The sequence below is a fragment of the Terriglobus roseus genome (assembly GCF_900105625.1).
Taxonomy (GTDB): domain Bacteria; phylum Acidobacteriota; class Terriglobia; order Terriglobales; family Acidobacteriaceae; genus Terriglobus; species Terriglobus roseus_B.
On record NZ_FNSD01000001.1, the window covers coordinates 3,665,372 to 3,690,777 of the forward strand.

The window sequence follows — 25,406 nt, forward strand, 5'->3', positions numbered from 1 at the left end:
CGGTTTCAAGAGCAACGGGAGGCAATGCAGAGCTCGCTGTAGCGTCCCTTATCTACGAAGTAAAGAGTTTTAGAGCGGCTTGACGGGCGCGCCTTCCTGCAGCATCTGCACACCGGAGACGATGACACGGTCGCCCGGTTTCAATCCTGTCAGGACGGGGTAGCTGTTGCCCACGGGGTCACCCAACGTCACCGAGGTGAGGTGTGCTGTGAAGCCGTTGCTGCTCGCCGTTGCCAAATAGACAAAAGCCGCGCCACCGATACGCGTAACGGCAAGGATCGGCACGGTCGCACCGGGCTTGCTATCCCACGTGATCCGCGCGTTCACGATCTGCTGGTTACGCAAGTTGCCGGCGGCGGAGACCGGTGCCTTCGCAAGTATGCTCTGCGTGCCGTTGTCAACCTGCGGCGAGACGAAGTTCAGCTTTGTCTTCGTCAGCGTGTTGCCCGCGGTGTCGAGAAGCTCTACGGGCAGACCAGCGTGCACGAGCGAGGAGCGCTCGGTCGGGACGTAAATGTAGGCCTCCAGATCGCGGTCTTCATCGACCGTCGTGAGCACGGTGGTCGCCGAGACGTAGTCGCCCTGGTGCACCGGCACATCACCCACGATGCCGGCGAAAGGAGCACGGATCTGGTAGTACGCCAGCTGCTCGCGCTGCGTTGCTGTGGAGGCAACAGCGGCGTTGTAGGCGCCGGTGGACGTGCCGAAGCCCTGCGTGGATTGCTCGTACGCCTGCTTCGAGATCACGCCTGCTTCGAACAGAGCTTTCTGCCGCGCCAGGTCAGCCTGGTTGTACTGCAACTGAGCCTTCTGCTGAAACTCTGTTGCAACACCCTGGTTGACTGCGGCCTGCTGTTTCAACGGATCGATCTGCATCAGCAGATCGCCTGCCTTTACCGCCTGTCCGCTGCGCACGAGGATGCGTGTGATCCGGCCATCGACCTGCGGCTGCAGCGTGGTGGTTCGGCGGCTCTTAATGGTGGCAACGTAGCTGTCGCGTTGCGGTACGTCGCCGAGCGAAACCGGCATCGTCGCCACCGGCATCGCCTGGGGAGCCGCCGGGGCGGCGGGCGCGGCCTTGGTGCAGCCGGCCACCAGCAGCACTAGCAAGGCTCCGGCTGCGGCAGTCAAAGCGCGCTTTGCGCAAGGCGTTTCGGGGCGCAGATCAGCGGCAACTTCGGGAAATCGAATCGTTCGGAACACTTGCAAACTCCTGTTCGGTGTCTGGAGAGAATGGCGCACTGGGGGATGCGTCCGGAGAGGTAGGAAGTCCTTAATTGAGCTGCACATGCAAGATGTGTAAGAGATGCGTAAGGATGCGACAAAATACGCAATTCCGCTTGTGCGTCACACCGCAGCCTGCCGCAACGCAGTCATGGTTGTCCATGTGTGGAAGAATGCTCCCTGTGAAACGCAAGCCGGTCCTCGCCGTTCTAATGCTCTCCGTGACGGCGTCGCTGCCTGCTGCCCCACACCAATCCCTCGCACAGGCTGCTCCCACTTTAGAGATGCAGTACATACCGGCGGACGCGTTGCCAGCGTGGGCCTATCCAACTATCTCGCCAGCCCTGCGCAATGCCGGTGGGACTGCGTCCCAACCCGCGAAGGATGAGCCAAGGCACGTCCCCGGTAGCGCAGCGACTTACACCGGCAGGCAGATCCCCGACCTGTTCACGGTTCCGGACTGGTTCCCTCAGGAGCACGCACCCATGCCGGCGTCGGTCGCCGATGGTCGCAAACCCGATGTTCCCTCGTGCGGCCACTGCCATCTGCCCAACGGCCTCGGCCGACCGGAGAATGCGAGTGTCGCAGGCCTGAGCGAGCGCTACATTCTGGAGCAGATGGAAGACTTTAAGGCCGGTGCTCGCAAGAGCTCCGATCCGCGCATGGCTTCGGTCGCATGGATGATTCGTCTGAGTAAGAACATCACGCCGGAAGAGGCGAAGTCGGCAGCCGCATACTTTGCCGGCCTGAAGTTGACGAAATGGATCCGTGTGGTTGAAACCGACCGGGTGCCACTGACAGAGGTCGACAACCTGATGCTCGTCGTCACCGATCCGAAGAAGATGGAGCCGATTGGTAATCGGGTCATAGAGGTCTCTGAGGACTTCGAACAGACTGAATTGCGCAATCCCCACTCCGGCTTTATCGCATATGTCCCAAAGGGAAGTCTCATGCGCGGCAGACACCTGGTTAGGACGGCCAGCGCCGCCGCCCCGGCGTGCACCCAATGCCACGGAGCAAATCTGAAGGGAACTACCGTCGCGCCGCCCATCGCGGGACGTTCCCCCAGCCAGATGACGCGGCAGTTGATCGACTTCCAGCGCGGCAACCGGAACGGAGCGGGCGCGGCGATGATGAAGGCTTCCGTCGCGAAGCTCACGACAGCGGACATGGTCGCGATCACCGGCTACCTGGCATCGCTGCAACCGTAGCGGCTGGCGCCCGAAAGACAGACAGAAAAATGGCCGGATCCTAGCTATCCGGCCACCAACGCCATTCCCGGGGTGGATTTGGCCAAGCAGGCTAAGTTGATTCCTTCGCCAGCGATGTTATGCAGTTGGCGAGGCCAGATAGGCGTGCGTGGCGCCAGTGCTGGGATCAATGGCGAGTCCGATGATCTCCCCCAGCGAGTTGATGGAGCACGCCGTCAGCAGATGCAACGGGGTTTTTCCAGAGACGAGACTGTTGAGGTCGACGAGCTTGCCGTTTTGTCGCACAAAGCCCCTTAGGATCGTGAAGTCCGCATTTGCGGAAATTCCGACGATGTCTCCCGCATCGTTGATGCCAATGGCATAGCTGTAGACATCGTTGTTGACAGCGTCGTTGACCGTACCCAGGTCCTGCATCTTCGCCGCTGCCGTCCACAGGAACGCATGCGAGGTCTGATCGCCTGCGAGACCGGAGCCGCCGACCACCTGGCCGGAGGCGTTGATGCCGTGAGCCATGTTGTTGAGCGCCCCTCCCAGGTTGCCAAGGTCCGTGGCGACGCCGTCTTTCCAGAGCAGGGCGTGCGCGGGCGCGAGATGGAAGAGCCAGTTGTAGTTGAAGGGCGCACAGGTGCCCGAACCTCCGACGACCTGCCCGGCCTCGTTGATAGAGAATGCCAGGCCATTTGGATCACTCCCGGTCGGAAGTTCCTGAACATTCCCGGCCGACCAGACCACAGGCTTGAACTGATAGGTCTGCGGGGCCGGACACGCTGGATCGATCGACGTGTTTTCCGCATATCCGGCGATGACGTTGGCGCTGTTGATCTGGTTTGCAACGCCGTTCGCGCCGCCCAGCGTCTTCAGTGCCGTCATCTTACCCTGAGACCAGAGAAAGGGAACGCAGGGCGTTGGAGTTTTCGAGTATCCCATGGCCTGATAGCCGCAAAAGTCTTCTTTCGTGGTGAGGCTTCCGGACGTGCTCTCCGCCTCACCAACCGCAAATGCGCCATTGTTGACGCCGAAGGCGATACTGCTGCCGCCCATCCCAGGTGCCCCGATATCGAAGGCCTGCTGGCCATACGAGAGGACCGCGTGCAGCGCCGTGCCCACCGCACTCCCGCCGCTCACCCAACCATCGGTCGAGATGACAAAAGGTTGTCCCGGCTGGTTCGGTGTTCCCACTACACCGAGGTCCTGAATCGTATAGTGTGTCGTCGTGACACTTGGGGTTGTCGTTGTCGGGGTTGTGGTGTTGGTGCTCGATGCGGGCGCGACCTGTCCGCATCCTGTGAGCACCACGGCAAGGCATGTGATCGCCCCTACGGGCAGTTGAACATACCACTGGCCTCGGATGTTCGTGCGAGATCCGCTTGTGCACTGTGACAGAACTTTGAATTTCATGGCTTCTCCTTTGTTTGCGTTGCGTTGATTGCTGTCATCCCTGTCGTCCACGAAGTCGCTTGCCATCGCGACCTTGTGGATCTGGATCAAAGCCTCACCGCACGGCGCACGAAAGGTCTTTTTAAGAGCCGTGATTGTTTCTGATCATTTCTCGCATCCTCGCAAGCACTGGAAAAAGCGGTTTAATGTCCGAGTTTAGAAGTAGAGGAAACATTCATCAGCAAGGCATCGTGCTAACATCGCGGTCCTGACAGTCATAATCCGACAGTTTCCAGACCCCGCTAAGGTTGCATTCGTAAGGGCACCAGGGATTGGCCAGGTGTCAGCCCCTCAACCTTCCTATTCCCGGTACTTACTTTCGAAACGCGAAGGGGGTTCCAACTGACCCCGAGTGAAGATCAGAAAACTCGAGATCGTTACGAGTTCGGCCCTTTCTCCCTCGATCCGGAAAAGGAAGTCCTGCTGCGCGACAACGAAGCCGTTCCACTTACTCCCAAGGCGTTGCAGGTACTTCTTGTGCTGGTACGCCGCAACAAGGAACTGGTCACAAAAGAAGAACTGCTGCAGGCCGTATGGCCGGACACGTTCGTCGAAGAGAACAATCTAAGCCGGAACGTTTTTCTGCTGCGCAAGGCAATGGGTGGAAGTGCGCAGGACCACCAATACATCATCACCGTACCGGGCCGCGGCTATCGCTTCGCGGAAGATGTGCGGTTTGCGCGTACGGAGGAGGCAGACCTCGTCGCCCCGGGCGATCTTACAGAGAAAGGCCAATCCAGAAGATCCTGGCCGTGGGGATGGATCACGGCCGGATTGTTTCTGCTTTCTGTTGTCGCTGTTTTCAGCTTCCGGCAGCTATCACGTCGCTCCTTTGTCCTCACGGAAAAGGACACCGTAGTGTTGGCTGATTTTGGGAATTCAACGGGGGATGCGGTCTTCGATGGCACCCTGCGCCAGGGGCTGGCGATTCAACTGGAGCAATCGCCCTACCTGAGGATCATGGACGACGCGCAGGTACAGCGGGAGCAGCGCCTGATGAATCTACCGCCGGATTCCCGTATCAGCAACCAGGTGGCCCGTGATGTTTGCGTCCGTGCAGGTGCTGCTGCCACCATTGAAGGCGCGATTTCCAGCCTCGGTAAGAGTTATGTACTGAACCTTCGCGCGATCACCTGCCGCGACGGTTCGACGCTTGCCCGCGAGCAGATCCAGGCTGCGGATAAAGACCATGTGCTGAATGCATTGAGTAGCGCAACCAGCTCACTGCGCCGCAAGCTGGGTGAATCGCGGAAGTCGCTCGAGCAATTGAACCAGCCGTTGGAGCAGGCAACCACGGCTTCTCTGAATGCTCTCCAGAACTACTCCGCCGGCCTGGCTGTCATGAACCGCGGTCATTTCCTCTCCGCTGTACCCATGCTTGATCGCGCCCTCGCAATCGACCCGAATTTTGCGATGGCATCCTACTACCTGGCGATCGCTTATGAGCAAGCCGGCGATTTGGAGCGATGCGTCTTGTATGCGAACCAGGCCTTTCGCAGGGTTGATCACGTGTCCGAGCCGGAGAGGATCGAGATCACGGCGTACTACTACCGATCCACCGGGGAACTGGAGAAGGAGATCGACGCATACCAACAGGCGATCCGCACGTACCCGGGCAGGTGGGGTTTCCACCTGCAGCTAAGCCTTACTTACATCGACCTTGGCCAGTTTGAAGAAGGTCTGCGAGAGGCCGAGGAGTCGATCCGACTGCAACCCGATGTGGAGCCTCCTTACCGCCGTCTGCTGGATGCCTATCTATGCCTGGATCGTTTTTCTCAAGCGCATAAGGTAGCGGACGAAGTTCGGAAGCGCGGGCTTGATGGCCCACGCATCCACCAGCGCTACCTGGAGCTTGCCTTCGCGGAGAAGGATGATCAGGGCATCGCCCGGGAGATTCGGTGGTTTTCCGGCAAGCGGGAGGAGTACCTAAGCCTCGGACTGCAGGCGGCCAATCTGAACGTCCAGGGTCGGCGAAGCGAGTCGCATAAGCAGTATCTGCATGCCGCGGAAGCAGCCCTTCACCAGGGATTTCGCTATGTGTCGGACGAGTTTCTGGAAGCGGACGCGCGGGCAGATGCGTTGTCTGGCCGATGCGAGACGGCTCATTCGCTCGGACGCCCCGGGGTTGCACTGGCGATGTGTGGTGAGACAGCACGCGCGGAGAAGCTCGTCGCGGAGACCTCAAAGACGTCGCCAAACGCGACCCTATGGAACGCGGTCAGTCGGCCTGAGGTTGAAGCCCTGAACGCGATCTTCCGCAATCAACCCGACAGAGGCGTCGAACTTATGGCATCTGCGACGCCCTATGAACGCGCCTACCCGGACGCGGTCTACGTGCGAGGGCTGGCGTATCTGAGGATGCAGCGGGGGAGGGAAGCAGCCGCCGAATTTCAGAAGATCGCTGATCATAAGGGGGCCAGTTGGGGCGCCACCTGGATCCATCCGAATTGGGGACAGTACTATGCCTTGTCCTACCTGGGAATGGCACGCGGTTACGCGATGACGGGCAACACCGTGAGAGCGAAGGAGGCCTTCCACAACCTCCTGGCGTTATGGAAAAACGCCGATCCTGAGTTACCGGTACTGAAGCAGGCTTTGGCGGAATCGAATAAGCTCAATGGCTTGCCCGCTCTGGATCATTGATGATCTGCAAAGCGGGCGCCATCAGAGCGCTTAGTAAGCGCCGGTCTGTTCGATAGGCAGGCGCACCTGGATGCAGGTTTCGCCGGGTTTGCTGAGAACGCTCAACTGCCCCTTGTGTTTCGTCACCAGCCGGTTCGCAGTATCCAGACCGAGACCCAGTGCCTGTCCCACGGCTTTCGTCGTGAAGAACGGCTCGAAGATCCGTGAACGGATCTCCTCCGGGATTCCGGGGCCGTTGTCACAGACCTCCACCAGTACTGTCGCACCGGAAAGGCAGGTGCGCAGCGTCAACACGGACTTCTGCTTGTCCGCGCACAGTGCCATGGCATCCAGTGCGTTTTCCAGCAGGGCAGTCCATACCTGGTTCAGCTCGCCGCCGTAGCCTGAGATCAGCGGCAGATCGGCCGCGTATTCACGGCGAACTTCGACTGAGCCCAGCCGCGAATTCAGCATGGTCATGGTGTTATCGAGCGCCTGCCCCAGGTCAATCTCCTGGATCGGCGCCTGGTCCATGTACGAGTAATCCTTGATGGCCGTGATGAGTTCGAAGATGCGGCGTGTGCTGTCGATTACTGCATCGGTCATGCGTTCGGCCTGCAGCGCACTGGCGAAGGCACCCAGCGACACGGCCAACGCTTCACCCTGGATTACGGTTGCCAGGCGTTCCAACTGGGGCAGATCGATTTGGGTCTCGGCAAGCACCGGTGCAATCCGCCAGCCGTCTTCGACGCCTTTTTGCTTCAGCCACTGCATCAGCATGTCTTCGCGCGAGGAGATCTCGAGGGCATCAGCTCTCCAGGGGCGGCCGTTCGGCTGCAGCAGGTCGCGCACCGATTGGATCCACTCGCCATAGGCCTGCTTCGTTTCCGCAGTAAAACACAATGAGCCGAGCTTGAACTTCTGATCGCCGTAGTGGCGCAGCTCTGTCCAAAGATTGTTGGCCGCGCTGCGTGCAGCGCTGGCGGGGTTGTTCAATTCGTGGGAAAGATTGGCGGCCAGCTTGCCGAGCGCGTTCAGCTTTTCAGCCTGCTGCTCCATGCGCGTGACTTCGCGAGTACGATCCAGCAGCGTGGACACGATGATCTGGGTCAACGCGGGAACGGCGGCCAGCAGTGTCGGGAAAGTGCTCTCATCGAAGTCCAGTGTCCACAGCTCGCCGACGGCATAGCCGTCGCCGCCGAAGGTCTTCATCCTGCTGAAGGGCAGCTTACCGGTCACCAGGCCGCTGCGCCCGATAAAGAACGAGACCGGGCCGGTATTACGCCGCACATGAATCTCGCCGCGCAGCAGGATCGTCATGTGGTGCACGGGCGAACCGCCATGGAAGACCAGCGTTCCGTCGTGCGCCATGCGCTCGGTGCCATTTCTGGCCAGCCACTCGATCTCTTCCTGGCTTAGCGGATCCAGTGTCTTGATACGGCGCAGGGCAGCCACGATGTCAGATGGATCGGTGGGCCGCTCGGGGGCGAGCTGCGCATACAGGTAGTCATCGCCCAGAAGGGCGTCGTCGGCCGGGTTGGTGATCACTGCTGATCCCATGGTCCACTCCTAGCGCAATGGTAGCGGATGCCCTGCCTTGGAACACCCCTCGGAAGAGTAAGCAGGAAGAATTGAAGGTTGGACGGTAATACGCATACATCGGACAGCAAGTTCCGTCATCGAGCTTTTGCGCGTATCTCCGTCTGGCGCATAGGCATGGCGTCTATTGTGGAGGCCAAAGTCTCCCACGGAATGGGTTTGTCCGACCGCATCTTTTCGCCGCCATCCTTACCCACCAGAATCACGGAGAACGCGTCCGGCTTCACATGAAAACGTTTCCGCAGCGCCTCCTGTTCCGCAGGTGTTGCGACGGAAGTAGCCGGATCCTCGCCACCCTCGACGTGAGCGATCGGCGACGCCGTGACCAGAATCACGTGGACCTGCCGATCGTGACTGGCATCCGCATGCTTCAGCAGGGCCGCGTACTGTTCCGTAGCGCGTACGTCTCCTGCACCGGCGAAGATCAGAACTGGCCGCGCAAGGTGGTGCAATGCCGTCAACAGGTCCTGGGGTGCCTGTTGTGCGGTTGCAGCAACAACAGTTGCACCCACCAGCAGGGCAGACGCGGATGTTTTCATGACCTCTTGGATGCAGGCGCTACGGAAACGTAATCACAATCTTGCCGAAGTGTTCCGCTGCCTTCAAAGAACGGAACGCATCCTTCGCGTCTGCAAATGAGAAGGTCTCGTCAATGACGGCATGCTCGCCCGCGGCAGCCATCGCTTCTGCAACCTCGCGCAGCATCGCGATGGAGCCAACGTAGATGCCCTGAACGCGAACGCAGCGGCCCAGAATCTGCCGCAGATCAATCGTCGCCTCTACGCCGCTGATCAGGCCGATGATGCTGACCTGCGCGTGCATGGCGCATGAGCCCAGAGATTGGGCAAGCGTCGCTCCACCGCCGGTTTCCACCACATGGGTCACGCCGCGCTTACCTGTCAGTTCGCGGACGCGCTTGTCCCAGTCCGGCGTGGTCTTGTAGTTGATGGTCTCGTCCGCGCCCAACGCCTTGGCGCGTGTCAGCTTCTCATCCGAGCTGCTGGTGATGATGGTCTTCGCGCCGCGCATCTTCGCAATCTGCAGCGCCACAACGCTGACGCCGCCTGTGCCCAGCAGAAGGACGGTATCGTCCGGCCCGATGGCATCGGTGCTTGCCAGCGCATGCCATGCCGTGACGGCAGCGCAGGGAAGCGTCGCAGCGTCTTCATATGTCAGCGCTTCCGGGATGCGGACGAGCGCGTGCTCCGGCATCAGCATGTTTGTGGTCAGCGTGCCATCGATACCGCCACCCAGGGCAGTGCCGGAGGCGTCGAACGTAAGTTCTCCATCGATCCAGTCGCGAAAGAAGCCTGCTACAACCCGGTCGCCCGGCTTGAAGGCCGTAACGTCGTTGCCAACCGCGACCACATCGCCTGCACCGTCCGAACCCAGGATGCGCGGCTCCTCCAGAGTCGCGCCATAGCGTCCCTCCGCAATCATCAGATCGCGCTGGTTCAGTGACACTGCACGCATCCGCACCAGTACCTCTTGCGGGCCGGGGACGGGAACGTCGTAGGTATCAAATGTGAGGGCATCGATGCCAGTATCGCCGGAGAGTCGAAGCGCTTTCGCTTGCATGCACTATTCGATGCGCCCGCGAGCCTGGACGTAGCAACAACATAGGGCCTCGCCGAAGCGAGGCCCTATGTTGCGAATCGGGAAGCCGATTACGCCTTGACGACGGTGCCGTTCTCGACCTTGACCGGATCCAGGAAGGGCATGGCTGCGCGAAGCTCTGCGCCGACCTTCTCGATCGGGTGCTCGCGATCCTGCTCGCGGAACTTGGTGAACTCCTTGCGGCCGCTGTTCTGGTCTTCGATGAAGCGCTTGGCGAAGCTGCCGTCCTGAATGTCCTTCAGCAGGGCCTTCATGGCGTCCTTCACCGCAGGCGTCACGATGCGCGGGCCGGCAACGTAGTCGCCCCACTCTGCCGTGTCGCTGATGGAATAGCGCATGTATTCCAGGCCGCCACGGTACATCAGGTCGACGATCAGCTTCAGCTCGTGCAGCACTTCGAAGTATGCGAGCTCGGGCTGGTAGCCAGCCTCCGTCAGCACTTCGAAGCCAGCCTTTACCAGTGCAGCGGTGCCGCCGCAAAGGACAGCCTGCTCGCCGAACAGATCGGTCTCAGTCTCTTCCGTGAAGGTCGTCTCAAGCACGCCGGCGCGGGTGCAGCCGATGCCCTTGGCATAGCTCAGTGCGTTGGCAAGAGCATTGCCGGTCGCGTCCTGCTCGACGGCCACGAGGCCGGGAACACCACCACCCTCGGTAAAGACTTCGCGAACGCGGTGGCCCGGTGACTTGGGTGCAACCAGCGAGACATCAACGTCAGCAGGGGGCGTGATGGTGCGGAAGCGGATGTTGAATCCGTGCGCGAACATCAGGGTCTTGCCCTTGGTCAGGCCCGGCTCGATCTCCTTGTAGACAGCAGCTGCCGTCTGGTCGGGAACGAGGACCATGATGGTGTCAGCCCACTGCGCAGCATCCGCAACGGAGAGGACTTCCAGGCCCGCGGCCTTCGCCTTCTCGGCGCCCTTGGAGCCTGCGCGCAGACCCACCTTTACCTCAACGCCCGAATCCTTCAGGTTCAACGCATGCGCATGTCCCTGCGAGCCGTAGCCGATGATGGCGACCTTCTTCGCCTGGATGAGTGAAAGGTCTGCGTCCTGATCGTGATAAGTCTTTGCCATTGGTCTGCTTTCTTTCCTTTTTTGGTTGTCTCTAAAAGTCTAAGCTGTCTTTGCCGCCGCGGTGCCGCGGGGCAGTGCGATTGAAGCTAAGCGTCGTGCTCCGCGAACGTGTTCGGCAGCGCATCCATCGGGTCCAGCGCATCAGGATCGTGGTTGTCGCTGAAGACGGTCTGGTGCGCCTTGCTGCCGAGCGCCTTCATCACCTTGCCGCTGTGTGCGCCGCGACGCATTGCCATGCGACCGGTGCGGCTCACCTCCAAGATCTCGTACGCGCTCTCGCGCAGCACTTGGATGAGGCCTTCGATCTTGGAGGCGGAGCCTGTCATTTCAAGCATGACGGAGTCCGGCGCCAGGTCCACGACACGCGCGCGGAAGACCTGCGCCAGTTCGAAGATCTGCGAGCGCGACTGCAGGCCATGTGGCACGCTGGGTCCGGTTGCCACCTTGATCAGGCAAAGCTCCCGAACCACGGCTTCGCTGCGGCCGACTTCATCGACTTCGCGAATAATCTCCAGCTTGAAGAGCGATGCACGCACGCGAAACGCAGCGGTCTCCGGTGCATCGCAGACGATGGTCATGCGTGAACACTCTTCGCGCTCCGTCTCGCCGACGGTCAGTGAAACGATGTTGATGTTGAGCCGACGGAACAACGACGCCACGCGCGTCAGCACGCCGGGCCGGTTGTCAACGAGTGCAATAAACGTGTGGAGCATACTTAGGCAGCCTTTCGCCATGCGGAACAGTTATGTGCAGCGAACATCGCTGCGCGATCTATACTCGCCGCACCATGCAAGTGATGGACCATGTGGTGCTGCACGTGATCTTCAGCACAAAGAACCAGCGCCCAACCCTCATGGACGACCTGCGCTCGGAGGCCTTCGCCCGCATGTCTGAAGAGATTGGCACGACCGAAAACATCCTGATCGCCATTGGCGGTACGGCAGATCATGTCCACGTCGCCGTCTATCTCTCGCGCAAGATGACGGTCGCGAAGCTCGTTGATCGTCTGAAGACCGCGGCCACGCGCTGGATCATTCGCCAGGGGGCCAAGCACGAAGGCTTCCGCTGGCAGAAGGGCTTCAGCGTCTTCTCCGTAAGCCCCGCGGACCGCAACGCGCTGGCGCAATACATCCATACACAAGGCATCCTTCACTGCACCCGCACCTTCCAGCAGGAGATGCGAGCCATGTACGCCAAGTACGACGCCGGCTTCGATGACCGATTCGTGTGGAAGTAAGCGCAAGTTTTACTCCTCGCTCGTTTCGAGCAGCGGATTTGGACGGCGCACCATCTCGTGCAGGGCAGAACCGGGCGCGATCATCGGGTAAACACCATCTTCTTTTTCTACGGCAAAGTTGATGAGGAATGAGCCCTCATTCGTCCGGGCCCTGGTGACAGTCGGAACCACGTCGGCACGTTCGCTGACGCTGGCGCCGTCGATGCCGTGCGCTGCGGCCAGCATGACGAAGTTCGGCGACAGAATCGGCGACGAGGCGTAGTTCTTGTCATAGAACGCCTCCTGCCACTGACGCACCATGCCGAGGAAGCCGTTGTTGATGACGGCGATGTTGATGTGCAGGCCCTCCTGCTGGATGGTGGAGAGTTCCGATGCAGTCATCTGGAAACCACCGTCACCGGCGATCACCCACACGTCCTTCTCCGGACAAGCCATCTTCGCGCCAATGGCCGCGGGCAAAGCAAAGCCCATGGTGCCAAGGCCGCCGCTGGTGATGAGCGTCCGCGTGTCCTCGTGCTTGAAGTATTGCGCCTCCCACATCTGGTGCTGGCCCACGTCCGTTGCAATGACCGTCTGCGAGAGACGGCCTGCGGCCTTCGCCTCTTGCCAGATGTCGTGGATCACATGTGCGGCGTAGAGATGGCCGTTGTCGGGCAGGTTGATGATGTCGCGGACGCTGGCGTCACCCTTCAGGGCGCGGATCTCATCACGCCACGGAGCCGTCTGCGTGCGATCGAGAGATGCGATCTCTGTGGCCGACTCGATCTGCGTCAGCACCTGCTTCAGATCGCCGATCAGAGCGACATCGACCTTCACATTCTTGTTGATCTCGCTGGGATCAATCTCTATGTGGATCTTCTTCGCATTCGGCGCATAGTGCGCCAGGTTGCCGGTCACACGGTCGTCAAAGCGCATGCCGAAGGCGAGGATCAGATCGGCATTCTGGATGGCGTGGTTCACCCACGACTCACCGTGCATGCCCATCATGCCCAGTGCCAGCGGATGCGAGGCAGGGAAGGATCCAAGTCCGAGCAGTGTTGTCGCAACAGGAATGCCGTGGCGCTCCGCAAAGCGCAGAACCTCCTGCTCGGCTTCCGAGTGAATGATGCCGTGGCCTGCGAAGATGATTGGCTTGCGTGATTGCTGAATCAGATCCAGGGCAAGCTGCATGTCGCCCGCATGCGCGTGCAGCATGGGGTGCGGACGGTAAGCGCGTGGCTTCGACATGTCGAAGTCGAAAATGCAGCTTGCCTGTTGCGCGTCCTTTGTAATGTCGACGAGCACGGGGCCGGGCCGGCCACTGCGCGCAATCTGGAAAGCCTCACGCACCGTCGGCGCAATGTCCTCTGCCTTCGTCACGACGAAATTGTGCTTCGTGATGGGAAGTGTGATGCCGGTGATGTCGACTTCCTGGAATGCATCGGTGCCAAGGACCTTGCTCGCAACCTGGCCCGTGATCGCAACCATCGGGATGCTGTCGAGCATCGCCGTTGCGAGGCCCGTCACAAGGTTCGTCGCGCCGGGACCGCTGGTCGCCATGCACACGCCGACCCTTCCGCTGGCCCGCGCATAGCCGTCGGCCATGTGCGACGCGCCCTGCTCATGTCGCGTGAGTACATGGTGGATGCTGGGGAACTTGCGCAGCGCGTCGTAGATGGGAAGGATTGCTCCGCCGGGGTAGCCGAAGACCGTCGTCACGCCTTCGCCTGCGAGTGTGGCCCAGAGAATCTCTGCGCCGGTCAACGTGGGTGCACCTTGCGTTTGTTTGGTCGTATCGCTCATGCCGCGGGCTCCTGCAGGTCTTTGCTTACTTCGTTGTGGTGCTTCAGGCATTCCAGATGTTTCTCGCACTCATCGGTTCCAGCGCTAATGTCGTTCTCCTTATAGAGACTGCGCGCTTCCCGCCAAGCTGAATGCGCCTCGCGCTCGGCGTTCAGTGCGGCCACGCGCAACGCGTTCGCCAGGTCCAGTGTTGTTGCTTCTTCGCTCGCCACCAGCGCCCGATAAAGCCGGATCGCTTCTTCAATATGCGACGCTGCGACGGCGTATTCCTTTAACCGGCTGCGCACATCAGCGGCGTGGCGCAGAGCATACGCCAGTTGTCGCGTGGTGCTATTGTTCGCGCGCAGCAACGTGATCGCTTCGGCGTAGACAATGGCCGCGCCGATGCGATCGCCGCGGTCCCGCCTGGCCTGCGCGGCGGTCATCAACTCCTCCGCGCGAGCCGTGATCTCATCCGCCTTGGCAGCAAGCGCAGCCTGCTCCAGCATGAGGCGGTCAGCTTCTGCCGCGGGGTCCTCATGCTGGCGCGCGTGTGCCGCCTGCTTGAGGATCGACTTGAGAGCTTCGATCACGAGGTCACCGCGCCGAAGCTGGCGCTGCTTACGGTGTTGGCATACTTACCGAAGACGCCGCGCTTGTACCGTGGCTCCGGTGCCTTGAAGTTCTTCTTGCGAGCCTCAAGTTCTTCGTCGCTGATATTGACGCGCAGTTCGCGCTTGTTGATGTCGAAGGTGATCTGGTCGCCCTCATGCACGAAGGCGATGGGACCACCTTCCTGCGCTTCCGGTGCCACATGACCCGCCATCAGGCCGCGCGTCGCGCCGCTGAAACGTCCATCGGTCAACAGGGCAACGGAGTCACTCAACTCAGGAATACCCTTGATCGCTGCCGTAACAGCGAGCATCTCGCGCATGCCGGGACCGCCTTTTGGACCTTCATAGCGAATCACGCAGACATCGCCTGGATTGATCTGGCCCGCTTCAACCGCGTGGAAGCAGAGGTCTTCCGAATCGAAGACACGCGCCGTGCCCGTGTGCAGAACACGCTCGTGTCCCGCAACCTTCACGACGCAACCTTCAGGCGCCAGATTGCCCTTCAGGATGACAAGGCCCCCGGTCTGCTTTAGAGCGTTATCCCAGGTGCGGATGACGGGCTGTCCCGGAGTCTCGTGCGCGACTTTCGCCTCTTCGTGCAGCGTCTTGCCGCTCACCGTCATGGAGTCATGCAACTGTCCGCGCTCGATCAGGCGCGTTGCCAGCACGCGCGATCCACCTGCATCCTGATAATCCTTCGCGACGTACTTGCCGCCCGGCGAAAGGTCGCAGATGAAGGGGGTGCGCTCGCTGATCTGGTCGAAGTCATCCATGGTGAGCGGAATGTTCAGCTCATGCGCAATGGCGATCAAGTGCAGCACCGCATTGGTCGATCCACCCGATGCGCAAACTGCAGTGATCGCGTTCTCAATGGACTGACGTGTGAGGATCTGCGATGGCTTGATGTTCTTGCGCACCAGGTCCATCACCATGCGGCCCGCCTCGCGCGAGGCGGATGCCTTCTGCGGCGACATGGCGAGTACGCCGGTGATGTCCATCGGGCTGATGCCCAGGAACTCGCCTGCCATCGCCATGGTGTTCGCCGTGAACTGACCACCGCATGCGCCGGGACCGGGGCATGCCGCAGCTTCCACGGCCTCAAGCTCGTCATCGTTAATTTTGCCCGCAGCGTGCGAGCCGATGGCTTCGAAGACGTTGAGGATCGTGATGTCCTTATGCGTGCCGTCCGCCTGTGCAAGCTGGCCCGGTGCGATGGAGCCGCCGTAGAGCATCATGCCCGGGATATCGAGACGCGCCAGCGCCATCACGGCAGCAGGCATGTTCTTGTCGCAGCCTGCAATGCAGACGATGCCGTCAAAGCTGTTGCCACGCGCGACCAGCTCGATGGAGTCCGCAATGACCTCACGCGAGATCAGCGAAGCCTTCATGCCCTCGGTGCCCATCGTGATGCCGTCCGAGATGGTGACGGTGTTGAACTCCATCGGTGTGCCGCCGGCTTCACGCACGCCCTGCTTCACAGCCTCGGCCACCTTGCGCAGATGGAAGTTACAAGGACCAATTTCGGTCCACGTATTCGCAATGCCGATGATGGGCTTGTGCAGGTCTTCCTTGGAGAAGCCGACGCCACGCAGATAGCTGCGCGCAGCTGCGCGGGACGGGCCTTCGGTGAGAACTGCGGACTGACGCTTGCCTGGGAGTAATTCGTTGCTCACTTGATCTCTTTCCTTGCTATGCAGCCGTCTTCGGCGCAGACCAGAATTCGTTGTCGTGCTTCGATTCAAAGTTGTCGAGATCGGCCACATGTCGCAGTGTCAGGCCGATGTCGTCATAGCCATTCAATAGGCAGAACTTGCGGAACGGATCGATCTCGAAGCGTGCGTGGAAACCCTCGTCATCGGTGACGGTCTGGTGCTCGAGATTGATGGTGATGATGTGGTCCGGGTTCTTTGTGGACCGGTCCATCAGCGTCTTCACCTGCTCGTCGTCCAGGCGCACCAGGATGATGCCATTCTTGCCCGCGTTCGAATAGAAGATGTCCGCGAACGTCGGTGCAATCACTGCGAGGAAACCAAACTGGTTGATGGCCCACGCAGCATGCTCGCGCGACGAGCCGCAGCCGAAGTTCTTCTCGGCGATCAGGATCTTCGCGCCCTGGTACTCCGGCTTGTTCAGCACGAAGTCCATGTTCGGCGTTACGGAGTCCGCTACGTCCAGGTTGTAACGCCAGTCGTAGAACAGGAAGTCTTCGTAACCTGTGCGCTCAATGCGCTTCAGGAACTGCTTCGGGATGATCTGATCCGTGTCGATGTTCGGCAGCGGCAGCGGCATGGCCTTTGACTTGAGTTCGTTGATGGGAACCATTAGCGCGAACCTCCTTCTGCGAGGACCTGATTCGTATCGAAGGTGTTGTCGAGCGGCGTGCTCTTCCACTTGCGGATATCGGTGAAGTGGCCGGCAATGGCTGCGGCCGCGGCCATCTCGGGCGACACAAGATGCGTGCGTCCGCCGCGGCCCTGACGGCCTTCGAAGTTGCGGTTCGATGTAGAAGCGCAACGTTCGCCCGGTTGAAGAATGTCCGGGTTCATGCCGAGGCACATGGAGCAGCCGGGCTCACGCCATTCGAAGCCCGCGGTCTTAAAGATGATGTCCAGACCCTCTTCTTCGGCCTGGCGCTTGACCTGCTGCGAGCCGGGGACAACCATCGCACGAATCTTCGTTGCGATGTGATGACCCTTCACCACTGCCGCGGCCGCGCGCAGATCTTCGATGCGGCCATTGGTGCAGGAACCCAGGAAGACGGTGTCGATCTTGATCTGATCCATTGGCATGCCAGGCTTCAGGTCCATGTACTCATAGGCCTTCGCGTAGCTTTTCTTGTCCGCTTCCGACGGAGCATCTTCCAGCGTCGGAACATTACCGTCAATGGTCGCGTGCATGCCTGGCGATGTGCCCCACGTGACCGCTGGCGCAAGTGTTGCAGCATCGATGTGCATCTCGCGATCGAAGGTTGCGCCCTCATCGGTGGGCAGCGTCTTCCAGTGCGCGACGGCCTCATCCCACGCTGCACCCTGCGGAGAGAAGCGCCGACCCTTCAGGTAGGCGAAGGTCGTCTCATCGGGAGCGATCATGCCGGCGCGTGCACCTGCTTCAATGCTCATGTTGCAGACCGTCATCCGGCCTTCCATGCTCAGCGCGCGTATCGCAGAGCCTGCGTACTCCACGGCGTAACCGGTCGCTCCGTCGGTGCCAATGCGGCCAATGATGTCGAGGATGATGTCCTTCGCCGTGACGCCGAAGGGGAGCTCTCCCTCCACGTTGATACGGAAGGTCTTCGGCTTTGGCTGCGGCAGTGTCTGCGTCGCCATGACGTGCTCGACTTCGCTGGTTCCGATGCCGAAGGCGAGTGAGCCGAAGGCGCCGTGGGTAGAGGTGTGTGAGTCGCCGCAGACGATTGTCATGCCCGGCTTCGTTGCTCCAAGCTCGGGTCCAATCATGTGCACGATGCCCTGGGACGCATCCTGCACGTCGAAGAACTCGATGCCGAACTCGGCACAGTTGTTGCGCAGCGCCTGTACCTGCTTCGACGCGATCTGGTCGACGATATGCAGGCGATCCTGAACACTGGTGGTCGGCACATTGTGATCGACGGTGGCGATGTGGCGGTCAGGACGGCGCAGCTTGCGGCCTGCCAGGCGCAGACCCTCAAAGGCCTGCGGCGACGTGACTTCATGGACCAGCTGCAGATCGATGTAGAGCAAGGGCGGTTCACCCGCGGGCTCTGCCACCAGATGTTGCTGCCAAACTTTTTCGAAGAGCGTTTTCGGTGTCGACATTGGTGATCCTCAGGAGCGGAAGCTCCCTTCCTTCTCTTGGTGCTACACGGCACGGCCAAGACCGCACCCTTACGATTCGCGCCAGACGACTGCCGCAATTTAGCGTTCCAGCATGCGCCGGCGCGCACGAGCCGAGAAGTACATGAGCGCGTTGGCCGCCACAAAAAAGAATGCGTAGAAGGCAATCATGGAGCCGGTCAGTTTGCCACTGCGGTAGACCATCACCAGCCCCGTCACAATAAAGACATTCACGACGATGACCCGAAGTAGCGTAGAGACTCCAGCACGTTGAGGGGTCATGATGCCGCTGCTCCCAACTCTGCTTCCACGCGATCGAGAATCAGCCGACCCATCTCCGTGGTGGAAACTTTTCTCTGTCCCGCGATATCGCCGCGTGCGATGTCACTGGTGCGATAACCCGCTTCCAGCACCTTGACCACGGCGTCTTCGATGATCTTCGCCTCGCGCTCGAGGTTTGCGGAGAAGCGCAGCACCATCGCTGCAGTCAGAATTGCGCCGATAGGATTCGCCTTACCCTGACCCGCGATGTCGGGCGCGGATCCGTGTACCGGCTCATACAGATTCACCTTGCCGCCCAGCGTTGCGGAGGGCAGCATGCCAAGCGATCCGGTGATGACGCCGCTCTCATCCGAAAGGATGTCGCCGAAGAGGTTCTCGGTCAGCACGACATCGAAGTCGCGCGGACGGTTCATCAGGTGGATTGCCATGGAATCCACGAGCTGATGTTCGACCGTGACCGTGGGATACTCCTTCGCAACCTGGTCGACGACGAAGCGCCACATCTGCGAGCACTCCAGAACGTTGGCCTTGTCGACACTCGTCAACTTGAGCTTGGGGCGCCTGGATGCGATGTCGAATGCGATGCGTGCAACACGCTCGACCTCTTCCTGTGTGTAGACCATGGTGTTGTGCGCGCGGCCGGTCTGCTTGTCCCACTGGCGGGGCTGGCCGAAGTACAGGCCTCCCAGCAGTTCACGCACGAACATGATGTCGGCGCCTTCGGTGATCTCAGGCCGCAGGGGCGAGTTGTCCGCGAGCGCTCTGTAAGCAACGGCTGGTCGCAGGTTCGCAAAGCCGCCAAGCTCGGAGCGGATCTTCAGCAGGCCAGCCTCGGGGCGCTCACTGGGCGCAAGCTTGTTGAACTTGTTATCGCCTACCGCACCCAACAGCGCAGCGTCACAGCCAAGAGTCTGCTGCAGCGTCTCATCGGGCAGGGGAGTGCCGTGCGCATCGATGGCCGCGCCGCCGATCAGCAGTGGCACATAGTCAAACGTGTGACCGCCGCTTGCGGCAACCGCGTTCAGTACGTTGACTGCTTCCTGTGTGACTTCGGGGCCGATGCCGTCACCGGCGAGAAGTGCGATCTTCAACTTCATCTGTTTCTTGTTCTTCCTTGCATATTCATGGCGATGCCATCGGATTGCAGTTCCTTCGACTTCACTTCGTTTCGGTCAGAATCACAATGCTTAGCGAGTGGTCATACCGACTGGGGAACCAGCGCCACAATGTCCTGGTCGTAGATATCTTTCTTACGATCGGCCAAAGCGGTGAAGCGGGTGTAGGTCTGCTCGACTTCTTCCTTGGTCAGGTCGAAGCCCAGCTCCTTCAGGCGATGTTCCAGCGCGCGGCGACCACTGTGTTTGCCCAGCACGATGGTGTTGCTGTTCACACCGAAGATGGCGGGCTTCATGATCTCGTAGGTCAGCGGATTGGCCAGCATGCCGTGCTGGTGGATGCCGCTGGCATGTGCGAAGGCGTTCTTGCCGACGATGGCCTTATTGGGCGAAGGCGCGAAGGAGATAATGCCGTCCAGCATCTTGCTGGTCGCGCCAATCTCATCCATCTTCAAGTTGTTGCTGTAGGGGTACTGATCGTGGCGGATCTTAAAGAGCGCCGCTACCTCTTCCAACGCGGCGTTGCCGGCACGTTCGCCGATGCCGTGCATCGACACCTCCACCTGTCGTGCGCCGCCCTGCACACCGCTCACAGTGTTGACGACGGCCAGACCCAGGTCGTCGTGGCAGTGCGTAGAGAAGACAACGTTCTTGGCACCGCTGAAGCGAGCGCACATCGTCTCGAAGATCTCGCGGTACTCCGATGGTGTCGAATAACCAACGGTATCCGGCAGGTTAATCGTCGTTGCACCGGCTTCGATCGCCACCTCGACCATCTGTATCAGGAAATTGCGATCGGAGCGCGTAGCGTCTTCCGCTGAGAACTCGACATCTTCCACGAAGGTCTTTGCGAGACGCACACATTCGCCGGCCTGGTCCAGTGCCTGCTGGCGCGTGATGCGCAGTTTGGCTTCCAGATGCAGGTCGCTGGAGGCGATGAAGGTGTGAATGCGATTGCTGCCCGCACCCTCCACGGCGCGTGCCGCACGCTCAATGTCGCCCGCCTTGCAGCGTGCGAGTGCGGCGATGCGCGGTCCGCGCACCTCGCGGGCAATGGCCTGCACGCTGGCAAAGTCGCCGTCCGAGGCGATCGGAAAGCCAGCCTCGATGATGTCCACGCCTAACGTACCGAGCTGGTGCGCAAAGCGCAGCTTCTCTTCATGGTGCATGGTGCAGCCCGGCGATTGCTCGCCATCGCGCAGCGTGGTGTCGAAGAAAAATACACGGTCGGATGTAGTGCTCATCGGTCCCTCTGTTTGAAGTATAGCGATAAGGAATGCTTATGTGCGGTGATAGCATCATCACAAGTACTTATAGGGCGACTGTTGCCTAGCAGTCTCAGGAGTGAGAACCGAAGTGGATCTGTTCGCACTGGAAACCTTTCTCGCCGTGGCGGAGGAGCGCAGTTTCTCCCGCGCGGCGGCGCGCCTGCATCGTACGCAGCCGGCGGTCAGCCAGGCCGTCGCCAAGCTGGAAGGTGAGCTTGGTGAGGCGCTTTTTGACCGCGCATCGCGTGATGGCCTTCTTACAGACGCCGGGGAAGTGCTGCGGGAGTACGCGCAAAAATTGCTGAACCTGCGGGTCGAGGCGAACCACGCGCTAGGCGAGTTGCGCAGCCTGCATCGTGGCAGCCTGAATCTTGCGGCGAATGAGTACACGTGCCTGTACCTGCTGCCGGTTTTGGACGGTTTCCGCCGCGAACATCCGCGGGTAAAGGTTAGTGTGCAGCGGTCGCTGGCCAGCCGTATCGCGGATGAGGTGCTGCTGCATTCCGTCGAGATCGGCGTCCTCAGCTTCAAACCGGACGATCGCGCCTTGAAGTCCATCGTGGTCTATCGCGACGAACTCGCGTTTGTGGTGAACCCGCGACACGCACTGGCACGCATTAATTCCGTGTCGATCCGTGACCTGGGTGATCAGAACTTCATTGCGCACAATGTGCCATCACCCCAGCGGCTGAAGGTGTTTGAGGCCTTCCGGCGTCACAAGACGACGCTGCGGATCGACGTCGAGCTACCCAGCCTGGAGGCCGTGCGACGTTTCGTTGAACTGGGGAATGGGGTAGCGCTGGTGCCTGCGCTGACCGTAGAGCGCGAACTGAAGAGCGGCGCGCTGGTCCGCGTCCAGGTGAAAGAACTGCAGATGGAGCGCAAGCTGCGACTGGTTCACCGGAAGGAAGCGAACCTGTCCCACGCAGCCCTGGAATTCCTTAAGGGTGTGAGGGAATATGCTGAGACGACGGGCGGTGCATACTGCTTTCTTCCCGAGCGTGCGGATTGATCGCTTACTTCCGGCGACTGGGGCAGTCCTAACAGGTACAATGAAACATGTACGTCCGTTGCGCGCGCCAGACTGGCTGCGATGAGTCACCGGAAGACGTTGAGGTTGGTCATACGAATGAAGAAGATGATGTGGATGTGCGCTCTGCTGGCTGGCGCGATGTCGGCCCATGCCCAGGAGAGCCGCCAGGATGTAAGCCTTAGCGCAACCGGAAATATCCCGCCCCAGGTCAACGGTCAGGGATCGCAACTGAATGCCAGCATGGCTCTTGGCGCGCTGGCCAGCTACCGCTTTATGCTGACGCCTCGCAGTGCGCTGGAAGCGAACTACAGCTTCTCGCAGTACAACAGCGACCTTACGGCGACCAGCTTCAAGCATTACCAGGTCCATACCCGGCAGCAGGAAGTCTCGTTCGGCTACGTCTATAGCCGTAACTACCGAAACTTCAATCCGTTTGCCGAGGTAGGTATCGGCGCTTTCATGTTCTCGCCCATCCGCGACTTTGAAACAGAGTCGCTCGATGCCAAGCGGCAGATTTCGCTGGGTGGCTTCTTTGGCGCCGGCGTAGCCTATGAGATCAGCCCCAGCTACGACATCCGCATCGGCTATCGTGGATTGGTCGCCAAGGCTCCCGATTTCAAGCTGGACGTCGATAACTTCAAGACCGGCAAGTATGAAGTGATTTCCATGCCCACACTGGGCGTGGCGTACCACTTCTAAATTTCGCCAACCATTTCCGCCCTGCAGAGGGGCAAAGTAAAGGCCTCGGAGCGATCCGGGGCCTTCGCTGTTTCCTGGCTGCCTATTGCGTTTAGTGGAAGTGGTAGGCCACACCCACAGAGACCACCTTCGGACTCAGCCCCGCCGGGAAGCCCATCCACTTCTGATAGTCGAAGTCGCCGCGAACGTTGATGGACGGGACTACATTCACATCGACTCCGCCCGCAAAGGCGTAGAGGTTATAGGCCAGATTGGCTGCATCGTTGCGAAAATTGAAGACGCCGCGACCGTAGCTGACACGGGCGTATGGTGCGAAGCGACCGTAGTGCCGCACATACCGGCCGCCAAACTCGTAGGTGCGTTCGTACACATGGTCGCTCGCGCTCGAGTTCAACTGGCGAATATTCACTTCAACGCCGTAGTGGTACTTGAAATCGAGTGAAGCATAGCCACCGTAGCCGTATAGTCTCTCCGGTCCATAAAAGAAAGATGAGTCATAGCCGGCGGACGCGCCGGTGTAGCTTCCACCGATTTGCAGGTCGGCGGAACGGCTGGCGGTGGTGGAGGAGGCCTGCCCACTCACATGACCGGGGAAGACCGCTGACGCGAGCATCAGAACCAAGCCTGCCACAAAGGATCGCGAACGGTACGAAATGATCCGACCTTCGTCGCCTTGACTTTGCCCGCCGTTCGTTCTCGATTTCAACAAAGAATCTCCCTCTCGCTTCGTATCTTTTGAGCCTTGGTCGTAAAGGCGGGAAGGGCTGTCCAGCGTGCCAGATCTCATTTGTCCAGGCTGTTCAAGTTTATCGAAGGGCGTAACGGCTCACCAGAGCCACATCCGAAAGCGGAGAAGGGGGAGGCACGATGTGCCTCCCCCTTTTGTGTGCGGAACGATTGAGTTACTGGTTGTTTGGTGGAGCTCCAGCGGAAGGTGCTGCAACCGGTGCGGCCGGTGCAGTCGTTCCGGTGGATGCCGGCGGCGCTGCGACTGCGTTTCCTGCTGCGTCAGTCGTAGCGTTCGCACCGGCGGCTGCGGCTGCGGCTGCAGCAGCGTCCAGAGCGTTCGTCGGAGCCTTGTAGTAGCTCAGCTTCAGGTAGACGGGCGTGACTTCGAAGGGCATCTTGTCGCGCGACGAGAGCAGCGGCTCATACGCTGGGTGCATCTGCACGACCTGGTCGGTCCAGGGATCAAAACGCAGGAAGCTTGCCAGCGGCATGGCCGCGTTCTGCTTCAAGTCGTTCATATCCAGCTTGCCGCCCTTACCCACGAGAGCCTGCAGCCAGAACACACCGGTCTTGGGGTCCTTGACCAGCGAATCGCCGATCATGGGCTCGTTGAGCGCGGTGAGCGCCTTGGAGCGCGCCTGAAGCTGTGCGAGGTACAGGCCGAACTGCGCGGAAGCATCGTTGAGTTCCTTGGGGCTCAGCAGCTCCACGGTCTTCTTTGCAGCCTCCTCGTTGTCGTGGTCCGTGTGATGCATCGGGATTCGTGTGAAAGCCGAAGTATCGGGGAACAGCAGGCGATCGTTAAAGGCGTACTTCGTATCCAGGCGATGGCCCTGGATGATGTGCGCCACCTGGAAGGCAATGATTGCGTACAGGTTATTGACCTGTTCGTTGGCATTGCCGGGGACTGCCGTGGTGTCGATCAGGCTCTTGGAAAGGACGATGGTGTTGCCAATGGCCAGCGACTCCAGCGGCTCCGTGAGCAGGGTGCGCACACGGATCGGACGTGCAACCTGGATGTTGTTGTATGCCAGCACGTTGCCGGCAATCTGCTCCATGATCTTGTCAAAGTCAGACGGAGCATCCAGCAGGCCCGCCTGGAAGAGACGGGTGACGACGTTGTCTTCGGCCTGCTGCACCCATGCGCGCTGTGCGCCCAGTGGCGATACATCCTGCGCATCGGCAGAGACGTCATCGGCGCCCTTTACCTCTACATCCACGTTTTCCGCGTCACCGGTGGGGACCTTCAGCGCGTAGCCCCAGATGTTGCTGACAGCCTTGAACTTGACGGTGTGCTCGTCGCTCTTTGGATCGCTCTCTTCTACGTAGAACGAGGTCGGCAGCCACAGATTTTCCTGCACATTGGTGCGCCAGGAATCAAAGTGGTAGAACTCGCGGAAGTCCTTCTCGGAACCGGCGAACGATCCGTTGAAGCGGACGATGTTGCCATTGCGACGCTCAACCCAGATTCGACCGAAGAAGCGTCCACGGGACTTGCTCGAGGCCGGTTCCACGTCGAACACCATCGTGGGCACGGAGCCGAGGAAGTCATTGCGAACAAAGCCGAACTTGTAGGTGTTCTTGTCGAAGCTGTGCGCGTCAACAAGGATCATCTGCACGAAGCCCACTTCGTTGAACTGCAAATGCAGCTGCTTGTTCAGGCCGCCGATGTAGGACATGGAGTTCTTAAAGAAACCCAGCTTGCCCTTGGCCTTGTGATTATCTTCCGTCTCGTAAGTGTCTCCGCTCAGGACCTTCTTGAAGTCCACGCGGCCCAGAAAGTGCTGATCCGAAGCGGGTATCTGCAGTAGAGCCGGATCCGGCTTCATATTCTGGATGTAAGTTTCGACCAGCGGTGCGCGTTCCTGCACAACCTTGATCACTTCCGCTTCGCGTGCGATCGCTTTATCCAGAAGAGCAATCTGGGCTGGGGTCAGCTTGCGGGCGGGCAGGTCTTCCTTTTTCTTCTTGCCCAGCAGCGGTATGCCGGCCATTGCGGGCATTGCCGAAGTAGCAAGAAGGATTGCGGCGACACCCGCGATGCAAGACTTGCGAAGGTTCCTCATGGTTGAA

The 25,406-nt window shown here is 60.1% G+C and carries 22 protein-coding genes; 5 read left to right on the forward strand and 17 right to left on the reverse strand.

Annotation, left to right across the window (positions count from 1 at the left end):
* Nucleotides 1-69: 69 nt before the first annotated feature.
* Entirely contained in the window at nt 70-1,203 is a 1,134-nt protein-coding gene (locus BLW03_RS15275) for an efflux RND transporter periplasmic adaptor subunit (protein ID WP_244502112.1), read from the reverse strand.
* Between the two features lie 203 nt (nt 1,204-1,406).
* Between BLW03_RS15275 and BLW03_RS15280 the strand changes: the two genes are divergently transcribed.
* A complete protein-coding gene (locus tag BLW03_RS15280) occupies nt 1,407-2,435 on the forward strand; it encodes a c-type cytochrome (RefSeq protein WP_170835050.1) in 1,029 nt (342 codons plus the stop codon).
* A 117-nt stretch (nt 2,436-2,552) separates the two neighbouring features.
* On the opposite strand, the gene BLW03_RS15285 is transcribed toward BLW03_RS15280, so the two are convergent.
* A complete protein-coding gene (locus BLW03_RS15285; RefSeq protein ID WP_170835051.1) occupies nt 2,553-3,833 on the reverse strand; it encodes a hypothetical protein in 1,281 nt (426 codons plus the stop codon).
* A gap of 462 nt (nt 3,834-4,295) precedes the next feature.
* Here BLW03_RS15285 and BLW03_RS15290 point away from each other — a divergent pair, with 462 nt between their 5' ends.
* Entirely contained in the window at nt 4,296-6,515 is a 2,220-nt protein-coding gene (locus BLW03_RS15290; RefSeq protein ID WP_280138048.1) for a transcriptional regulator, read from the forward strand.
* 30 nt (nt 6,516-6,545) lie between these two features.
* Here BLW03_RS15290 and BLW03_RS15295 read toward each other — a convergent pair whose 3' ends face one another.
* The 5 genes from BLW03_RS15295 to ilvN form a co-directional block, all read right to left on the reverse strand.
* Nucleotides 6,546-8,054: a sensor histidine kinase gene (locus BLW03_RS15295; RefSeq protein ID WP_074654864.1), complete on the reverse strand. Its 1,509-nt coding sequence runs from the start codon at nt 8,052-8,054 to the stop codon at nt 6,546-6,548.
* A 116-nt stretch (nt 8,055-8,170) separates the two neighbouring features.
* Nucleotides 8,171-8,632 carry a DUF4174 domain-containing protein gene (locus BLW03_RS15300; RefSeq protein WP_074654866.1) on the reverse strand — a complete coding sequence of 154 codons (462 nt, stop codon included), beginning with the start codon at nt 8,630-8,632 and terminating at the stop codon, nt 8,171-8,173.
* A 19-nt stretch (nt 8,633-8,651) separates the two neighbouring features.
* Complete coding sequence (locus BLW03_RS15305; protein ID WP_074654868.1) at nt 8,652-9,671, reverse strand: zinc-dependent alcohol dehydrogenase family protein; 1,020 nt, start codon at nt 9,669-9,671, stop codon at nt 8,652-8,654.
* 89 nt (nt 9,672-9,760) lie between these two features.
* A complete protein-coding gene (ilvC, locus tag BLW03_RS15310) occupies nt 9,761-10,783 on the reverse strand; it encodes a ketol-acid reductoisomerase (protein ID WP_074654870.1) in 1,023 nt (340 codons plus the stop codon).
* A gap of 86 nt (nt 10,784-10,869) precedes the next feature.
* Nucleotides 10,870-11,496: an acetolactate synthase small subunit gene (gene ilvN, locus BLW03_RS15315; RefSeq protein ID WP_074654872.1), complete on the reverse strand. Its 627-nt coding sequence runs from the start codon at nt 11,494-11,496 to the stop codon at nt 10,870-10,872.
* Between the two features lie 74 nt (nt 11,497-11,570).
* On the opposite strand from ilvN, the gene BLW03_RS15320 reads away from it, so the two are divergent.
* On the forward strand, nt 11,571-12,020 hold the full coding sequence (locus BLW03_RS15320; protein ID WP_244502113.1) for a transposase: 450 nt from the start codon (nt 11,571-11,573) through the stop codon (nt 12,018-12,020).
* A 9-nt stretch (nt 12,021-12,029) separates the two neighbouring features.
* Here the strand turns inward: BLW03_RS15320 and ilvB are convergent, their stop codons facing one another.
* From ilvB to BLW03_RS15360, 8 genes are all read right to left on the reverse strand, one after another.
* Nucleotides 12,030-13,802 (reverse strand): biosynthetic-type acetolactate synthase large subunit, encoded by a 1,773-nt coding sequence (ilvB, locus tag BLW03_RS15325; protein ID WP_074654874.1) that lies wholly within the window; start codon nt 13,800-13,802, stop codon nt 12,030-12,032.
* Entirely contained in the window at nt 13,799-14,374 is a 576-nt protein-coding gene (locus tag BLW03_RS15330; protein WP_074654875.1) for a hypothetical protein, read from the reverse strand. Before BLW03_RS15330 ends, ilvB begins: the two co-directional genes overlap by 4 nt.
* A complete protein-coding gene (ilvD, locus tag BLW03_RS15335) occupies nt 14,371-16,068 on the reverse strand; it encodes a dihydroxy-acid dehydratase (RefSeq protein ID WP_074654876.1) in 1,698 nt (565 codons plus the stop codon). The genes BLW03_RS15330 and ilvD overlap by 4 nt, the downstream gene beginning before the upstream one ends.
* Nucleotides 16,069-16,084: 16 nt before the next feature.
* Nucleotides 16,085-16,717, reverse strand: coding sequence for a 3-isopropylmalate dehydratase small subunit (leuD, locus tag BLW03_RS15340; RefSeq protein WP_074654877.1), 633 nt, complete (start codon nt 16,715-16,717; stop codon nt 16,085-16,087).
* Nucleotides 16,717-18,189 (reverse strand): 3-isopropylmalate dehydratase large subunit, encoded by a 1,473-nt coding sequence (gene leuC, locus BLW03_RS15345; protein ID WP_074654879.1) that lies wholly within the window; start codon nt 18,187-18,189, stop codon nt 16,717-16,719. The genes leuD and leuC overlap by 1 nt, the downstream gene beginning before the upstream one ends.
* A 99-nt stretch (nt 18,190-18,288) precedes the next feature.
* Nucleotides 18,289-18,489, reverse strand: coding sequence for a hypothetical protein (locus tag BLW03_RS15350; RefSeq protein WP_074654881.1), 201 nt, complete (start codon nt 18,487-18,489; stop codon nt 18,289-18,291).
* The gene (leuB, locus tag BLW03_RS15355) at nt 18,486-19,586 is read right to left on the reverse strand and encodes a 3-isopropylmalate dehydrogenase (protein ID WP_074654883.1); all 1,101 of its coding nucleotides are present in this window, start codon (nt 19,584-19,586) and stop codon (nt 18,486-18,488) included. The genes BLW03_RS15350 and leuB overlap by 4 nt, the downstream gene beginning before the upstream one ends.
* A 101-nt stretch (nt 19,587-19,687) precedes the next feature.
* Complete coding sequence (locus BLW03_RS15360) at nt 19,688-20,848, reverse strand: 2-isopropylmalate synthase (RefSeq protein WP_074654885.1); 1,161 nt, start codon at nt 20,846-20,848, stop codon at nt 19,688-19,690.
* A 112-nt stretch (nt 20,849-20,960) separates the two neighbouring features.
* Here BLW03_RS15360 and BLW03_RS15365 point away from each other — a divergent pair, with 112 nt between their 5' ends.
* Complete coding sequence (locus tag BLW03_RS15365; RefSeq protein WP_074654886.1) at nt 20,961-21,884, forward strand: LysR substrate-binding domain-containing protein; 924 nt, start codon at nt 20,961-20,963, stop codon at nt 21,882-21,884.
* 117 nt (nt 21,885-22,001) lie between these two features.
* Complete coding sequence (locus BLW03_RS15370; protein WP_074654887.1) at nt 22,002-22,604, forward strand: outer membrane beta-barrel protein; 603 nt, start codon at nt 22,002-22,004, stop codon at nt 22,602-22,604.
* Between the two features lie 91 nt (nt 22,605-22,695).
* Here the strand turns inward: BLW03_RS15370 and BLW03_RS15375 are convergent, their stop codons facing one another.
* Nucleotides 22,696-23,217, reverse strand: a complete 522-nt coding sequence (locus tag BLW03_RS15375) for a porin family protein (RefSeq protein WP_139285224.1) — start codon at nt 23,215-23,217, stop codon at nt 22,696-22,698.
* A gap of 289 nt (nt 23,218-23,506) precedes the next feature.
* Nucleotides 23,507-25,399, reverse strand: a complete 1,893-nt coding sequence (locus BLW03_RS15380) for a hypothetical protein (protein ID WP_074654891.1) — start codon at nt 25,397-25,399, stop codon at nt 23,507-23,509.
* Between the last annotated feature and the right edge of the window lie 7 nt (nt 25,400-25,406).

What these genes read in the sequence shown, in the direction of transcription:
- BLW03_RS15370 (WP_074654887.1), top strand. Translation starts at nt 22,002, where the DNA reads ATGAAGAAGATGATGTGGATGTGCGCTCTGCTGGCTGGCGCGATGTCG.
- BLW03_RS15305 (WP_074654868.1), bottom strand. Translation starts at nt 9,671, where the DNA reads ATGCAAGCGAAAGCGCTTCGACTCTCCGGCGATACTGGCATCGATGCC.
- leuC (WP_074654879.1), bottom strand. Translation starts at nt 18,189, where the DNA reads ATGTCGACACCGAAAACGCTCTTCGAAAAAGTTTGGCAGCAACATCTG.
- leuB (WP_074654883.1), bottom strand. Translation starts at nt 19,586, where the DNA reads ATGAAGTTGAAGATCGCACTTCTCGCCGGTGACGGCATCGGCCCCGAA.
- BLW03_RS15285 (WP_170835051.1), bottom strand. Translation starts at nt 3,833, where the DNA reads ATGAAATTCAAAGTTCTGTCACAGTGCACAAGCGGATCTCGCACGAAC.
- ilvN (WP_074654872.1), bottom strand. Translation starts at nt 11,496, where the DNA reads ATGCTCCACACGTTTATTGCACTCGTTGACAACCGGCCCGGCGTGCTG.
- BLW03_RS15300 (WP_074654866.1), bottom strand. Translation starts at nt 8,632, where the DNA reads ATGAAAACATCCGCGTCTGCCCTGCTGGTGGGTGCAACTGTTGTTGCT.
- BLW03_RS15375 (WP_139285224.1), bottom strand. Translation starts at nt 23,217, where the DNA reads ATGCTCGCGTCAGCGGTCTTCCCCGGTCATGTGAGTGGGCAGGCCTCC.
- BLW03_RS15350 (WP_074654881.1), bottom strand. Translation starts at nt 18,489, where the DNA reads ATGACCCCTCAACGTGCTGGAGTCTCTACGCTACTTCGGGTCATCGTC.
- BLW03_RS15380 (WP_074654891.1), bottom strand. Translation starts at nt 25,399, where the DNA reads ATGAGGAACCTTCGCAAGTCTTGCATCGCGGGTGTCGCCGCAATCCTT.
- ilvB (WP_074654874.1), bottom strand. Translation starts at nt 13,802, where the DNA reads ATGAGCGATACGACCAAACAAACGCAAGGTGCACCCACGTTGACCGGC.
- BLW03_RS15295 (WP_074654864.1), bottom strand. Translation starts at nt 8,054, where the DNA reads ATGGGATCAGCAGTGATCACCAACCCGGCCGACGACGCCCTTCTGGGC.
- BLW03_RS15320 (WP_244502113.1), top strand. Translation starts at nt 11,571, where the DNA reads ATGCAAGTGATGGACCATGTGGTGCTGCACGTGATCTTCAGCACAAAG.
- leuD (WP_074654877.1), bottom strand. Translation starts at nt 16,717, where the DNA reads ATGGTTCCCATCAACGAACTCAAGTCAAAGGCCATGCCGCTGCCGCTG.
- BLW03_RS15360 (WP_074654885.1), bottom strand. Translation starts at nt 20,848, where the DNA reads ATGAGCACTACATCCGACCGTGTATTTTTCTTCGACACCACGCTGCGC.
- ilvC (WP_074654870.1), bottom strand. Translation starts at nt 10,783, where the DNA reads ATGGCAAAGACTTATCACGATCAGGACGCAGACCTTTCACTCATCCAG.